Source organism: Pseudarthrobacter sp. B4EP4b (assembly GCF_006680095.1).
Lineage (GTDB): Bacteria > Actinomycetota > Actinomycetes > Actinomycetales > Micrococcaceae > Arthrobacter.
On record NZ_VHIJ01000013.1, the window covers coordinates 1 to 13,976 of the forward strand.

The window sequence follows — 13,976 nt, forward strand, 5'->3', positions numbered from 1 at the left end:
CACCCCACCGGCTCCCCGCCGTCGTACGCCAAAATCCCTGGCGGCGGGTCCTGCTTCAGCAGCTGCTGCACCAGGTCCCCGCGCTCCGTGCCGTGCAGAGTCTGGTTCTGCTTGGAGGGGATGCGGTAGCTCAGGCACCAGCACACGTTGGCATCCGGCCGTTTCGGCCCCACCAACGCCCGGACGTCCTCAAATTCGGTTGCCGGACGGACCTCGATCGCCATGCCGCCATCCTGCCATGTGCGTTAGAGCCGGGACAGTGTCCCTTCCGGCTCTGTTCTCCCGAAACCCTGTTCCCCCAAGCCCTGTTCTCCCTGACCCCTGTTACGTCAGTCGAGGCTGATACGCCCGATGCTCCAGGCCGCCACTTTGCGGAGGTCAACCCTGGTAGCCGGCATGCGCACATGGACCCCGCCGGACAGCAGCACCGGGGCAAGGAAATGGATGTACCGGTCCTGACGGTGGAGGCGGCCTGCCCCGGTTTCTTCCAGGGCTTCTTCCTCACGCTTCGATTCCACGGAGGCGAGGGCGTCCGCCACTGCCGGGCTGCCGACGCGGATCTGGTCGTTCTGCCGCTGCGTCCAGGCGTGCTCCGAGACTACGGAGCCGGAGATGACGGTGCCGTCCACCACCACCGTGAGCTCTATGGTTGCGTCGTCACCCATCCTGAAAAGTGGGGTCAACAGCAGTGTCAGGCGCTGGTCGATCTCGTACCAGGATTGGGCTTCGAAGTGCTGCCGGTTCGCGCTGTACTTCGCGTCCTGCTCGGCGCCCATCCGGGACATTGCTTCCTCTGCGGAGTCATGCGCCACGGCTTGTCCTTTCGCGGTTCCATCCGGCTGACTGCCCTCCCTTACGAGCTTAGTTCCGGAACTGGGGAGCGGGGCTGGAATGCGTATTTGTTCCACCCTGTCGGCTTCTGCCGGCCGTCCCTACACTGGGACGCATGACCGAGCAGGAGCCGGCCCAGGGAAGGGCCGCTGCCGTTCCCGACGGCGGGGAAAATCTTCGCGAGGACGCCGTCACTTCGACAACGGGCGGTGAACCCGCGCGCCTGGCTGATCCAGACGACGTCGACACCTCCCGGCGCACCCCGGCGGAACGGTCCCGGACCTTCTCCGGGATCCTGGTGAACACCGCCCTGGCCAACATCACCACCAGCTATCTGTGGTTTGCCCTGACGTTCTGGGTGTACCTGGAGACCCGCAACGTGATCGCCACCGGTGTAGTCGGTGGTGCGTACATGCTGCTGATCGCCCTGTCCAGCATCAGCTTCGGCACCTTCGTGGACCGCTACCGCAAACTGGCCGTGATGCGCTTCGCCGCAGGCTTCACCCTGGTGATGTTTGTGCTCTCCGGGGTGATGTTCCTCCTGACACCTGAAGGCTCGCTGCTGGACCTGAAGCAGCCCTGGTTCTGGGTTTTCACCGTAGTCATCCTGATCGGCGCGGTGGTGGAGAACCTGCGCAATATCGCCCTGTCCACTACGGTCACCATCCTCATTGAGCCGGAGCTGCGGGCTAACGCCAACGGCCTGGTGGGGATGGTGCAGGGGCTGATGTTCCTCATCACTTCCGTGCTCTCCGGGCTGTCGGTGGGGCTGCTGGGCATGGGCTGGACCATTGTGGTCGCAATCGTGCTCACGGCGCTCGCGTTCGCGCACCTGCTCACCCTTCGCATGCCTGAGGAAACGAGCGTGGCGGCCAACGATGCGCACGGCGGGTTCGACCTTCGCGGCTCCTATGCCGCTGTGCTCGCCATTTCCGGGCTGTTCGCCCTGATCCTGTTCTCCACATTCAACAACTTCATTGGCGGCGTCTACATGGCGCTGATGGACCCCTACGGCCTGGAGATGTTCCCCGTGGAACTGTGGGGCATTTTCCTGGCGGTAGGCTCCAGCGGGTTCCTGATCGGCGGGGCCCTGATCAGCAAGTTCGGACTCGGGGCCAACCCGCTGCGCACCCTGCTCATTGCGGTGGTGGCCATGGGGGTCCTCGGCGCGGTGTTCACCCTGCGCGAATGGGCGTGGCTGTACGTCGTCGGGATCTGGCTGTACCTGACGCTGGTGCCCGTTGTGGAGGCCGCCGAGCAGACGGTCATCCAGCAGGTGGTTCCGCTGCCACGGCAGGGCCGGGTGTTCGGCTTCGCCATGGCGTTCGAGTCTGCGGCGGCGCCCGTCACGTCCTTCCTGATTGCGCCGATCGCCCAGTTCTGGATCATTCCCTACGCACGGTCGGCCGACGGCGCGGCCCGGCTGGCCCCGCTGCTGGGCGAGGGCACCTCCCGCGGCATTGCCCTGGTGTTCCTGATCGCCGGGCTCATCCTGGTGGCCGCCGCGCTGCTGGCTTTCCTGACCCCGGTGTACCGCCGGGTGTCGGCCGAATATGCGCAGGCGGCTGCAGAGGCGAAGGTGGACACCCCAGCGGCAGGATGACCTGCCACGCTACGGTGCCGTTAAACGCCGGACGCTCCCACCCTATGGATTGGTCCATAAGTGCGAGAGCGTCCGGGGAAAGCGCGCGTTAAGTGAGCGAGCGTCCGGGGAAAGCGCGCGTTAAGTGAGCGAGCGTCCTGTTAAACAGCGCGTTAAGTGAGAGAGCGTCCCGGGTGGGCTAGATTCCCAGGGCTTCCTTCAGCGCTGCCACGTGGCCCTGGGCCTGCACCTGGTACTGGGCGAGCTTGACCTTGCCTTCGGGGTCCACCACCACGGTGGAGCGGACGATGCCTTCAACGATCTCGCCGTTGACCAGCTTCTCGCCCCAGGCGCCGTAGGCCAGGGCAACTGCGTGGTCCTCGTCGGAGAGCAGCGGGAAGGTGAGGGAGAAGTCGCCGGTGAAGCCGGCAAGGGCCTCCGGGGCGTCGGGGGAGATGCCGATGACCTCGTAGCCCTTGCCCTGCAGGGAGGCCAGGCTGTCGCGGAAATCGCAGGCCTCGGTGGTGCAGCCGGGGGTGGCGGCCTTGGGGTAGAAGTACACGATGACGTTCTTGCCACGGTAGTCGGCCAAGGCAGTCTCGCGGCCCTGGGCATCCTGAAGGGTGAAATCAGGGGCCTGGGTTCCGGGCTGAAGCTTGGTGGTCAGGGTCTGGCTCATGGCATTCCTTTGGAAGTCTTTGTCAGGTAATGGCAAAACATCAAGTGAAGCGGGTTCCCGCCTAGTCATACAACTCCGGCGTCATATGCAGTATTCCGCCGGACCCCGCACAGTTGCGCAAGCGCCCGGCATAAACCGGTAGCCGCCGCCCCGGACGGTGGCCACAGCGTGCCGCGCATTGCCGAGTTTCCGGCGGATCCGGCCCACGTAAACATCGATGGACCGGGCCGAGGCGCCGGGGGTCTCGAACGAGTCGAGGAACTCCTGCAGTTCCTCCCTGCCCACTGTTCGGGACAGGTGCGTCACCAGGTACCGGAGCACCTTGAACTCGACGCCGGTCAGCGCCACGGGTGTGCCGTCCAGCAGGACCTGGTCGGCGGCAAGGTCTACGGCGACCCGGCTGACAGGGCCGGCCGACGGCGGCAGGTGGGTGCCGCCGTCGGCCCCTGTATCGCCGGGGTTCTCCGCCGCGGCAGGAGTGCGAGAGGAGTGGTCTGCGGCTCCTTCCGCCGCGGCGGAGGCCCCGGACATGGGGGCTCCGGCGGCAGGCCAATGGACTTCCGCCTCCGGAGCAGTTTGAAGGGCCCGGGCCAGGACCAGTTCGGCGGCGCGGGCCAGCAGTTCGGGGCTTGTGCCTTCCGCGGGAACCACCCACACGGCGAGGCCGCGGGCAGCAGCGCGCTTGGCCGGAACCGCGTGCCGGGACATCCCCCGGGGATAGTGGGCTTCCACTGCCATGGCTCGTCCCTAGAGCCCGCCGCGGCGGATCAGCTTGCCCGTGGGAGTCTGGCCGTCCACCACAGCGCCGCGCAGGAAGGTCTTGCGGACCACCCCGGAGAGGGCCTTGCCGTCGTAGGGGGTGATGGGGTTCTTGTGCTTGAGCTTGGACACGTCCACCACGAAAGCCTCATCGGGCGCGAACACGGCGAAGTCCGCGTCGTAGCCCAGCGCCAGCTGCCCCTTGGTGGTGAGGCGCGCCAGGTTAGCCGGCTTCTCCGCCATCCAGGACACCACCTGCTCCAGCGGGATCCCGCGGTGCCGGGCCTCGGTCCAGATCAGGGACAGGCCCAGCTGCAGCGAGGAGACTCCGCCCCAGGCCACTGCGAAGTCGCCGTTCTCTAGGTCCTTCAGGTCCAGCGTGGAGGGGGAGTGGTCCGAGACGATGCAGTCGATGGTGCCGTCCAGCAGGCCCTGCCACAGCAGCTCCCGGTTGGAGGCCTCGCGAATGGGAGGGCAGCACTTGTAAGCGGTGGCGCCGTCCGGGATTTCCTCCGCCATCAGCGTGAGGTAGTGCGGGCACGTTTCCACGGTGAGCTTCACGCCGTCGCGCTTTGCGGAGGCGATCATGGGCAGCGCGTCCGACGACGACAGGTGCAGGATGTGCGCACGGGCACCGGTCCAGCGGGCCCGTTCGATGACCTCGGCGATGGCCTTGTTCTCGGCACCGCGGGGGCGGGAGGCGAGGAAGGTGGAGTAGTGGTCGCCGCCGGGGTGGGGAGCCCTGTCGATGGCGTGCGAGTCCTCGGCATGGACGATCATGAGCGAATCGAAGGACTTCAGCTCGGCCATGTCCTCCTCCATCTCGTCCGCATCCAGGTGCGGGAATTCGTCCACGCCGGAGTGCAGGAGGAAGCACTTGAAGCCGAACACACCTTCGTCATGCAAGGCGCGCAGGTCGGCCTTGTTGCCGGGGATTGCGCCGCCCCAGAATCCGACGTCGATGAACGCCTGGTCCTCGGCCACCTCGCGCTTGAGCTTCAGGTTTTCCACGGTGGTGGTGGGCGGGACGGAGTTCAGCGGCATGTCGATGATGGTGGTGACACCGCCCGCGGCTGCTGCCCGCGTGGCCGAGGCGAAGCCCTCCCACTCGGTGCGGCCGGGCTCGTTGACATGGACGTGGGTGTCCACCAGGCCGGGGATCAGGGTTTCATCGTCCGCAAGTTCAATGACTTCGGCGCCGGCCAGGCCGTTGCCGAGCGGCTCGAGGGCCACGATCTTGCCGTTGCGGACACCCACCTCGCGGGGTGCCAGGCCGGCAGTGGTGAGGATGCGCTGGCCCCGGATGACCAGGTCAAATCGTTCTTCAGACATGGAGGTCCTCCTTGGAGTTCGCGGCACGGGGCAGTTCATTGGCTGCCAACCGTCCGCTGATCTGCGTACCCAGCTGTTCCAGAAGCTGCGCTGCCTCTGCTATGCACCTGTCTACATTGCTTTCCAGCTCGGTCAAAGCGTAAATATCCTCGAACCCGGCGGCAGTGGCCTGGCCGGCCCCAAGTGTGGTCCGGCCGCACACCGCGATCACCCGAATACCTTGGGCGGCGGCTGCCCGGGCCACGCCCATGGGCGTCTTGCCCAGGAGGCTCTGGTCGTCCAGGCTTCCTTCGCCGGTGATCACCAGGTCTGCGCCGGCCAGTCTCTGATCCAGGTCCGTGAATTCGAGGACGACGTCGATGCCCGGGCGCCGGGTGGCGGCCAGGATGGCGATGGCGGCATAGCCAACACCGCCGGCTGCCCCGGCGCCGGGAGCCTCGGCAGCCTTGACAGCGCGGAATCCGATTTCCCTGGCCAGGACTTCGACAAACCTGGCCAGGGCGGCGTCGAGCAGGCCGACGTCCTGTTGTGTGGCGCCCTTTTGCGGGCCGAAAATCGCCGCGGCGCCCTGGGCGCCCAGCAGGGGATTGTCGACGTCGGACGCCAGCACAAAGCGTGTGTCCTTCAGTCGGGGTTCAAACCCGCTGAAGTCGATCCGGTCCAGGTGGGCCAAAGCAGCACCACCGGGCGGAAGTTCGTTGCCCTCGTTGTCGAGGAACCGGGCGCCGAGGCCTTGCAGGAGTCCGGCGCCGCCGTCGGTGTTGGCGCTGCCGCCCACACCCAGGATGATGCGGTTGCAGCCGGCGTCCAGGGCGGCGCTGATGAGCTGGCCGGTGCCCAGGCTGGTGGCGGTGCGTGCCGCCGTCGGGCCCGGCCGTCCGCCAACTAGTGCTCCGGCGGGGAGCAGGGCCAGGCCCGAGGCAGCCGCCATTTCGATGACTGCCTCATTGCCCCGGACGGCGAAGTCGGCCGTGACCGGTTCGCCTGTTGGTCCGGCCACCACCGCGCTGCGGCGGGTGAAACCGGAGCCGACGGCGGCGTCGAGGGTGCCCTCTCCGCCGTCGGCCACGGGGATCCGGAGGACTTCAAGGTTCCCGCCCGCGCCGCGCTGCAGCCCCTTTTCCAGGTGGCTGCACACGTCCGGGGCGGACAGGGATCCCTTGAATTTGTCCGGGGCAATGACGATCCGCATGGCTGTCTCTCTTGTTTCGGTGTGCAGGTTCTGCGCGTTGAGGTTCTCGCCGGGCAGGTTCTATTCGTGCAGGTTAAGCCTGCAGCGCCAGGATGGCGGTGGGGGCGTCGGCGGCGGACTCAGCGAGCTCCTCGAACTCGTTCACGGCGTTGATTTCAACACCCATGGAGATGTTGGTGATCTTTTCCAGGATCACTTCCACCACCACGGGAACCTGGAACTCGCCCATGAGTGCCTTGGCCTTGTCGAAGGCTGCGGCGAGGTCGTTGGGATCCTCCACGCGCACGGCCTTGCAGCCCAGGCCCTCAGCCACCTTCAGGTGGTCCACGCCGTAGCCGCGTGCGTTTTCGGACAAGTCCGCGCTGTTGACGTTTTCGAACGCCAGGGACACGTTCTGCTCCATGCTGAAGCCGCGCTGGGACTGGCGGATCAGGCCCAGGTAGGAGTTGTTTACCACCACGTGGATGTACGGGAGGTTGAACTGCGCGCCCACGGCCAGTTCCTCGATCATGAACTGGAAGTCGTAGTCACCGGAGAGGGCCACCACGGTCTGCTCCGGGTTTGCGCGAACGACGCCGAGGGCTGCCGGGGCGGTCCAGCCCAGGGGGCCCGCCTGGCCGGCGTTGATCCACTTGCGCGGGCCGAACACGTGCAGCATCTGGGCGCCGGCGATCTGGGACAGGCCGATGGTGGACACGTAGGTGGTGTCGCGGCCGAAGGACTTGTTCATCTCCTCGTACACGCGCTGCGGCTTGATGGGGATGTTCTCGAAGTGCGTCTTGCGGTGCAGGGAGGCCTTGCGCTCCTGGCACTCGGCAACCCAGGCGCTGTAGTCCGGCAGGGACCCTGCCGCCTTGCGCTCTTTGGCGAGCTCAACCAGCCCGGCCAGCGCCGCACCGGCGTCGGACGCGATGCCCAGGTCCGGCGAGAACACGCGGCCGATCTGCGTGGGCTCGATGTCGATGTGCACGAACTTCCGGCCTGCCGTGTAGGTCTCCAGTCCGCCGGTGTGGCGGTTGGCCCAGCGGTTGCCGATGCCGATCACGAAGTCGCTCTGCAGGTAGTTCTCGTTGCCGTAGCGGTGCGAGGTCTGCAGGCCCACCATGCCGGCCATGAGCTGGTGGTCGTCCGGGATGGTGCCCCAGCCCATCAGGGTGGGGATGACCGGGATGTTCAGGGTTTCGGCCAGTTCAACCAGCTGCGCGGAGGCACCGGCGTTGATGATGCCGCCGCCGGCCACGATCAGCGGGTGCTGGGCCGCGGTCAGCATGTCAAGGGCCTTTTCCAGCTGCTTGCGGGAGGCCTTGGGCTTCTCGATGGGCAGGGGCTCGTAGGTGTCGATGTCGAATTCGATTTCGGCCAGCTGCACGTCGATGGGCAGGTCCAGGAGCACCGGGCCGGGGCGGCCGGAGCGCATCAGCTGGAAGGCCTTCTGGAAGGCGCCGGGAACCTGGCCCGGCTCCAGGATGGTCATGGCCATCTTGGTGACGGGCTTGGCGATGGACTCGATGTCCACGGCCTGGAAGTCTTCCTTGTGCAGCTTGGCCACCGGGGCCTGGCCGGTGATGCAGAGCATGGGGATGGAATCGGCCCAGGCGGCGTACAGTCCGGTGATCATGTCGGTGCCGGCGGGGCCGGAGGTGCCGATGCAGATGCCGATATTGCCGTCCTTGGCGCGGCTGAAGCCGTCCGCCATGTGGCTGGCGCCTTCAACGTGGCGGGCCAGGGTGTGGCGGATGCCGCCGTGGGCGCGCATTGCGGAATAGAAGGGGTTGATCGCGGCGCCTGGCAGGCCGAACGCCTCGATGGCGCCTTCCTTTTCCAGGATGGCCACCGCTGCATCAACGGTACGCATCTTGCTCATGGTGTGCTCCTTGAAAGCTTGGGGTTGGGCCCGGTGGTTGAGCCCGTCGAAACCTGTTTTTGGGTGTGCTGAAGGAAGGCCCGGCGAACCGTCGCGGGGCACTTTGGGAGAGTCGGCGTCGTAATCCACGACGGCGGCCGGCGCGTCCGTGTCGAAGTGCCCCGTTTCGGGGCGGCCGGCTTTGCTGCGTGAGGGTTACTCGCGGCCGCTGAGCTTCAGGACCTGCTTGAAGAGTCCGGAGTGGTCCAGGCCGCCGTCGCCCTGGTTGACGGTGGCGGCGACGAGCTGTGCGACGACGGCGCCGAGGGGGACGGCGACGTTGGCTTCGCGGGCGGCGGAGGTGACGATGCCCAGGTCCTTGTGGTGCAGGGCGAGGCGGAAGCCGGGGTCGAAGTTGCGGTCCAGCATCTTCTGGCCCTTTTGGTCCAGGACCTTGGAGCCGGCCAGGCCGCCGCCGAGGACCTTGAGGGCGGCGTCGGTGTCCACGCCGTAGGCCTCCAGGAAGGCGATGGCCTCGCCGAGGACCTCGATGTTGACGGCGACGATCAGCTGGTTGGCTGCCTTGACGGTCTGGCCGGAGCCGGAGGGGCCAACATGGACGATGGTTTTGCCGACGGCGTTCAGGACGTCCGAGGCTGCCTCGAAGTCTGCCTTGTCGCCGCCCACCATGATGGACAGGACTGCGTCGATGGCGCCCTGTTCGCCGCCGGAGACCGGGGCGTCGAGCGGGCGGATGCCGGCTTCGCGGGCTTCGTCCGAGAGGCGCTTGGCGACATCGGGGCGGATGCTGGAAGCGTCGATCCACAACGTGCCCTGCTTGGCGTTGGCGAAGACGCCGTCCTTGCCGCTGACTACGCCCTCGACATCGGGGGAGTCTGGCACCATGGTGATGACGACGTCGGCATCCTTGACGGCGTCGGCGATGCTGCTGGCGCCCTTGCCGCCTTCGGAGACGAGCTTGTCGATCTTGTCCTGGCTCCGGTTGAAGCCGGTGACGGCGTGGCCGGCCTTGACCAGGTTGATGGCCATGGGCAGGCCCATGATTCCGAGTCCGATAACTGCAACGTTGCTCATGATGGTTCTCTTTTCGTGAAGTCTGTGAAGTGGGGAGCGAAACCGGATTTCGACAGGCTCAATCACCGGTGGTTGAACTTGCCGAAAGCCGGTTACTGGGAGATGCGCTGGCGGATGGCCCAGCTGAAGGCCGTTTCCTGCGGTTCCTTGTATTCGAGTCCGATGTAGCCCTCGTAGCCGAGTTCGCGGCTGCGGGCGATCCATTCACCGAGCGGGAGGGTGCCGGTTCCGGGTGCTCCGCGGCCGGGGTTGTCGGCAATCTGGATGTGGCCGAAGTCCTTGGCGTGGTTTTCGATGACGGCTTCGACGTCGTCGCCGTTGACGGACAGGTGGTAGAAGTCGGCGAGGAGCTTGATGTTGCCGACGCCGGCCTCCGCCTTCACGCGGGCGATGACCTTGAGTGCGTCTTCAGCGGTAAGGAGCGGGTATTTGGGTGCGCCGCTGACAGGTTCGAGGAGGACTGTGCCGCCGATGCGGGCAACACCTTCGGCCGCTGCTGCCAGGTTCCTGGCAGCTAGTTCGTCCTGCTCTTCGGGAGTAGCGTCGTCCTGCCGGTTGCCGTAAAGGGCGTTGAAAGCCTTGCAGCCGAGGCGCTCGCCGATGCCGGCCACAACATCGATGTTGTCCTTGAATTCGGACTCGCGCCCCTTCCAGGACACCAGGCCGCGGTCGCCGCCCGGCATGTTGCCGGCGTTGAAGTTCAGGCCCGTGAGCTGAACGCCGGCGTCCTTGATGGCGTTCTCAAATTCGGTCACCTGCGCATCGGTAGGAACGGAGCTTTCGAAGGGCCACCAGAATTCGACAGCGTCAAAGCCGGCTGCCTTGGCTGCGGCGGGGCGCTCGAGCAGGGGCAGCTCCGTGAGGAGGATGGAGCAGTTCACTGTGTACGTCATCGTAGGTCCTTCCAAGGAGGGCTTTGATCTATCTTCCCCTGCGTCCCCGGCTTTCTACCGTTTCCGCTTTGTGGAATTTAGATTCTGCTTTATGAAAAGTGTAGGGAAGGAGGGGTGGGGTAGTCAAGGGGACCCATGCCCGTGGGCCTGGGCTGGTTTTTTCCATTGACTTCAGGGGCGGTAGGGCTACGGTTAGAAATACGCTGCACGTTCGGCAAACGCGTGTGCGCCGGGGGACAAGGCGTGCACTGCAACAGGTCTCGCTTACACTTCACCGCTCGTCGGTATCCGAACCCGCCGCCTGGTTCGCTGCCAGGCATCCTCACCACGATCAACAGGTGTGTCCACATGACCGCAAATTTCATCCGAGCACTGGCCGTCAAGTCATTCAATGATCCAGACCGGAAGCGTTGCCCGGACAAGGCGGAATTCGACCTTGTCACTGTTGATGACTACTCAATGGCGCGGCTGATCCTCGCGCCCGGCTGGCGGTGGTCCGTGTCCGCCAAGCCTGCTGAGCTGACCGACTTCTGCGAGCACCACCACCTGGGCTACTGCCTCTCCGGGCAGCTTGAGGTTGAAACGCCCGACGGCGGGAGGTCAACCATCCACGCCAACGACACCTATGCGCTTCCCCCCGGCCATGACGAGTGGGTAGTGGGGGAAGAGCCGTTCGTCGCCGTCGAGTTCCTCGGCGCCGCGTCCCTCGGCAGGCCGCGCAGTTTTGGTATGCACGCGCTGATCTGAATCAGGCGGGCAGCGGTTAGTCTTGGGCCGAGGAGCGGGCGCCCGGCAACTGAGGTGCATCCGTCGTGGCCAGCGCCAGCGACGCCGATACTGAGTGGTCCGGTTTCTCCGGCGGCCGGGTGTAGGCCCGAAGCACCAGGAGGGATTTCGCTGCCAGTTCCACGGTTCCGCCGGCATGCAGGAGGCCGCAGTCCGTGTGCTCGCCGGCAGTGTCAATGAGCTGTTCCCAGCTGGGGGAGTACTCCGCGCTGGGCAGGGTAAACACCGCCGGTTCGTCCCCGGAATTGCAGTACAGCAGGAAGTTGTGGTCATTGATGACCCTGCCCCGGTGGTCCTTCCCAATGGCCGCCCCGTTGTAGAAAACACCTAGCGCCCGGGCCAGGGGATTGTCCCAGTCCTCCGGGACCATGGCCGAGGCGTCCTTGTCCAGCCACACGATGTCCGGCAATGGCTGGCCGATGCCGCGCCGGACAGGCCTGCCTTCGAAAAACCTGTTGCGGCGGAAGGTGGGGTGCTCGCGGCGCAGCTCGCTGACGGCTGCGAGGAACTCGGTGAGGGGCTGGTCGGCTGCCTCCCAATTGATCCATGAGAGCGGGGAGTCCTGGCAGTAGGCGTTGTTGTTTCCCTGCTGGGTGCGCCCCATTTCGTCGCCGTGCAGGACCATGGGGACGCCCTGCGAGAGAAGGAGTGTGGCGAGCAGGTTGCGTTGCTGGCGCGCCCGCAGCGCAAGGACGCCGCGGTCGGTGGTGGGACCCTCCACACCGCAGTTCCAGGAGCGGTTGTGGGATTCGCCGTCGTTGTTGTTTTCGCCGTTCGCCTCGTTGTGCTTGGCGTTGTAGGAAACCAGGTCGCGCAGGGTGAAGCCGTCGTGGGCGGTGACGAAATTGATGGATGCCACAGGCCGGCGCCCGGAACTTTCGTAAAGGTCCGCCGAGCCAGCCAGTCGCGACGCGAACTCGCCCAGCGTTGCCGGCGCGCCACGCCAGAAGTCGCGGACGGCGTCGCGGTATTTCCCGTTCCACTCCGTCCACAGCGGCGGGAAGTTCCCCACCTGGTAGCCGCCCGGGCCCACATCCCAGGGTTCAGCAATGAGCTTCACCTGTGACACCACAGGATCCTGCTGGACGAGGTCGAAGAAGCTGGACAGCCGGTCCACCTCGTAGAACTCCCGGGCCAGGGCGGAGGCGAGGTCGAACCGGAACCCGTCCACGTGCATCTCCAGCACCCAGTACCGGAGCGAGTCCATCATCAGCTGCAGGGCATGCGGGTGGCGGACGTTGATGGTGTTGCCGGTGCCCGTGTAGTCCAGGTAGTGCTGCCTGTCCTGGTCCACCAGCCGGTAGTACGCCTGGTTGTCGATGCCCTTGAAGGACAACGTGGGGCCCAGATGATTCCCCTCGGCCGTGTGGTTATAGACGACGTCGAGAATCACCTCGATGCCCGCCGCATGCAGCGAGCGGACCATCGCCTTGAATTCCTGCACCTGCTGCCCCGGTTTGGTGCTGGAACTGTAGGCCTCGTGCGGGGCGAAAAAGCCGATGGTGTTGTAACCCCAGTAGTTGCTCAGCCCCTTGTCCTTCAAAGTGCTGTCCTGGACAAACTGGTGCACCGGCATCAGCTCAATCGCCGTCACGCCAAGCTTCTGCAGGTGTTCGATGACGGCGGGGTGGGCGATGCCCGCGTACGTTCCCCGTTCCTGCGCAGGCACCTCCGGGTGGGTCATGGTTAGGCCCTTCACGTGCGCCTCATAAATCAGGCTGTCACTGTAGGGGATCCGCGGCGGCCGGTCGTGCTGCCAGTCAAAGAACGGGCTGATCACCACGGACCGCATGGTGTCCGGAGCGGAGTCCTCGCCGTTGAAGGATGCCGGATCGCCGAAGCTGTAGGAGAACATCGGCTGGCCCCAAGTGATGTCCCCGCTGGTTGCCTTTGCATAGGGATCCAACAGCAGCTTGTTTGAATTGAAGCGGAGGCCGCGGGCGGGTTCGTAGGGGCCCTCCATCCTGTATCCGTACAGTTGGCCGGGCAAAACGTGGGGCAGGTAGCAGTGCCAGACGAAGGCGTCCACGGCTTCGAGGCGGATCCGCTGCTCGCAGCCGTCCTCATCGAACAAGCACAGGTACACCGCGCTGGCCGCTTCGCTGAACACGGCAAAATTCGTGCCGCTGCCGTCGTACGTGGCACCCAGCGGATACGGGCTCCCCGCCCAGACTTCCATGTCCGCCTCCATCCCCAAGAAGAAAACACCATCGAACCACAGTGGTGCCCATTCAGGCCGGAGGGTATAACACGAGGGGAGGGCAGAAGCACGACGGCGGCGCAAGGCCGCCGTCGTACGTCACCTTTATGGGTGCCTTTTCAGCCCCTGATGATGGGGATCCTGCGGCGTTCTGAGGCATCCTGGTCCGGCAGCGGTACGCGGACCTCGAGGACGCCGTCCCGGTAGGTGGCCTTCACGTCGTTTTGGTCAGTGGGCCCGGGGAGGGTGATGGAGCGGGAGAAGGTGCCGTAGCGGAATTCCGAACGGTACCCGTCCTTGCCCTTGTGCTCCGACTTCTCTTCGTGCCGGACCGTGATCCGCAGCTGGTCGCCGGTCAGCGTGATGTCAACGTCCTTCTCGGGATCGATGCCGGGGACTTCGGCCTTGACCACCAGCGTTCCCTCTTCCCGGTACTCCTCGGTCCGCAGCCAGGTGTCCAGGTCACCTTCGAAGAAGCGCCGTAGGGGTTCGGTGATGTCTGAGCCGGTCCGCCGGAGAATGTTGTTGTTCATCCCAAGTACTCCTTTCGATGAATTGATTGCGCTTGGGTTTGGGTGGTCTTGCATGCGCTGCGTTTCGCTTATTAGCGGCGGAATTTGATGACTTGCTATAGGACCATTTTCTGCCGGAACCGGTGTCCTTGCTACGCCCTTAAGCCCCCGTCCCCGGACTTAATACTTCCGCATTACGGATTTATCTTTCCGGAAACATCTACTTCCTAGCGTTGCCCATGACCCTGCGGCATCACCTTGCCGTCTGTCCC

12 protein-coding genes and 1 pseudogene are annotated in these 13,976 nt (G+C 65.4%); 2 read left to right on the top strand and 11 right to left on the bottom strand.

Annotated elements, in window-relative coordinates; translation table 11 throughout:
* Both FNL14_RS05170 and FNL14_RS05175 read right to left on the bottom strand, forming a co-directional pair.
* Positions 1–224 (bottom strand): annotated as a pseudogene (locus tag FNL14_RS05170) (GNAT family N-acetyltransferase); the annotation flags it as partial.
* Positions 225–329: 105 nt separating this feature from the next.
* Positions 330–812 (bottom strand): hypothetical protein, encoded by a 483-nt coding sequence (locus FNL14_RS05175; RefSeq protein WP_142058211.1) that lies wholly within the window; start codon positions 810–812, stop codon positions 330–332.
* A gap of 134 nt (positions 813–946) precedes the next feature.
* On the opposite strand from FNL14_RS05175, the gene FNL14_RS05180 reads away from it, so the two are divergent.
* Complete coding sequence (locus tag FNL14_RS05180) at positions 947–2,434, top strand: MFS transporter (RefSeq protein ID WP_142058213.1); 1,488 nt, start codon at positions 947–949, stop codon at positions 2,432–2,434.
* Positions 2,435–2,612: 178 nt separating this feature from the next.
* Here FNL14_RS05180 and bcp read toward each other — a convergent pair whose 3' ends face one another.
* The 7 genes from bcp to FNL14_RS05215 form a co-directional block, all read right to left on the bottom strand.
* Positions 2,613–3,092: a thioredoxin-dependent thiol peroxidase gene (gene bcp / locus FNL14_RS05185; protein WP_091424015.1), complete on the bottom strand. Its 480-nt coding sequence runs from the start codon at positions 3,090–3,092 to the stop codon at positions 2,613–2,615.
* A gap of 81 nt (positions 3,093–3,173) precedes the next feature.
* Positions 3,174–3,830 carry a winged helix-turn-helix domain-containing protein gene (locus FNL14_RS05190; RefSeq protein ID WP_142058215.1) on the bottom strand — a complete coding sequence of 219 codons (657 nt, stop codon included), beginning with the start codon at positions 3,828–3,830 and terminating at the stop codon, positions 3,174–3,176.
* Positions 3,831–3,839: 9 nt separating this feature from the next.
* A complete protein-coding gene (gene allB / locus FNL14_RS05195; protein WP_142058217.1) occupies positions 3,840–5,183 on the bottom strand; it encodes an allantoinase AllB in 1,344 nt (447 codons plus the stop codon).
* Positions 5,176–6,375, bottom strand: coding sequence for a glycerate kinase (locus tag FNL14_RS05200; RefSeq protein WP_142058219.1), 1,200 nt, complete (start codon positions 6,373–6,375; stop codon positions 5,176–5,178). The genes allB and FNL14_RS05200 overlap by 8 nt, the downstream gene beginning before the upstream one ends.
* Positions 6,376–6,448: 73 nt before the next feature.
* Positions 6,449–8,239 (bottom strand): glyoxylate carboligase, encoded by a 1,791-nt coding sequence (gene gcl / locus FNL14_RS05205; RefSeq protein WP_142058221.1) that lies wholly within the window; start codon positions 8,237–8,239, stop codon positions 6,449–6,451.
* 195 nt (positions 8,240–8,434) lie between these two features.
* A complete protein-coding gene (locus FNL14_RS05210; protein WP_142058223.1) occupies positions 8,435–9,313 on the bottom strand; it encodes a 2-hydroxy-3-oxopropionate reductase in 879 nt (292 codons plus the stop codon).
* Positions 9,314–9,405: 92 nt separating this feature from the next.
* Complete coding sequence (locus tag FNL14_RS05215; RefSeq protein WP_142058225.1) at positions 9,406–10,206, bottom strand: hydroxypyruvate isomerase family protein; 801 nt, start codon at positions 10,204–10,206, stop codon at positions 9,406–9,408.
* A gap of 348 nt (positions 10,207–10,554) precedes the next feature.
* Between FNL14_RS05215 and FNL14_RS05220 the strand changes: the two genes are divergently transcribed.
* Positions 10,555–10,953 carry a cupin domain-containing protein gene (locus FNL14_RS05220; RefSeq protein WP_142058227.1) on the top strand — a complete coding sequence of 133 codons (399 nt, stop codon included), beginning with the start codon at positions 10,555–10,557 and terminating at the stop codon, positions 10,951–10,953.
* A 16-nt stretch (positions 10,954–10,969) separates the two neighbouring features.
* On the opposite strand, the gene glgX is transcribed toward FNL14_RS05220, so the two are convergent.
* Both glgX and FNL14_RS05230 read right to left on the bottom strand, forming a co-directional pair.
* Positions 10,970–13,171 (bottom strand): glycogen debranching protein GlgX, encoded by a 2,202-nt coding sequence (glgX, locus tag FNL14_RS05225; RefSeq protein ID WP_142058229.1) that lies wholly within the window; start codon positions 13,169–13,171, stop codon positions 10,970–10,972.
* A 140-nt stretch (positions 13,172–13,311) separates the two neighbouring features.
* Complete coding sequence (locus tag FNL14_RS05230) at positions 13,312–13,725, bottom strand: Hsp20/alpha crystallin family protein (protein ID WP_091424055.1); 414 nt, start codon at positions 13,723–13,725, stop codon at positions 13,312–13,314.
* Positions 13,726–13,976: the final 251 nt, after the last annotated feature.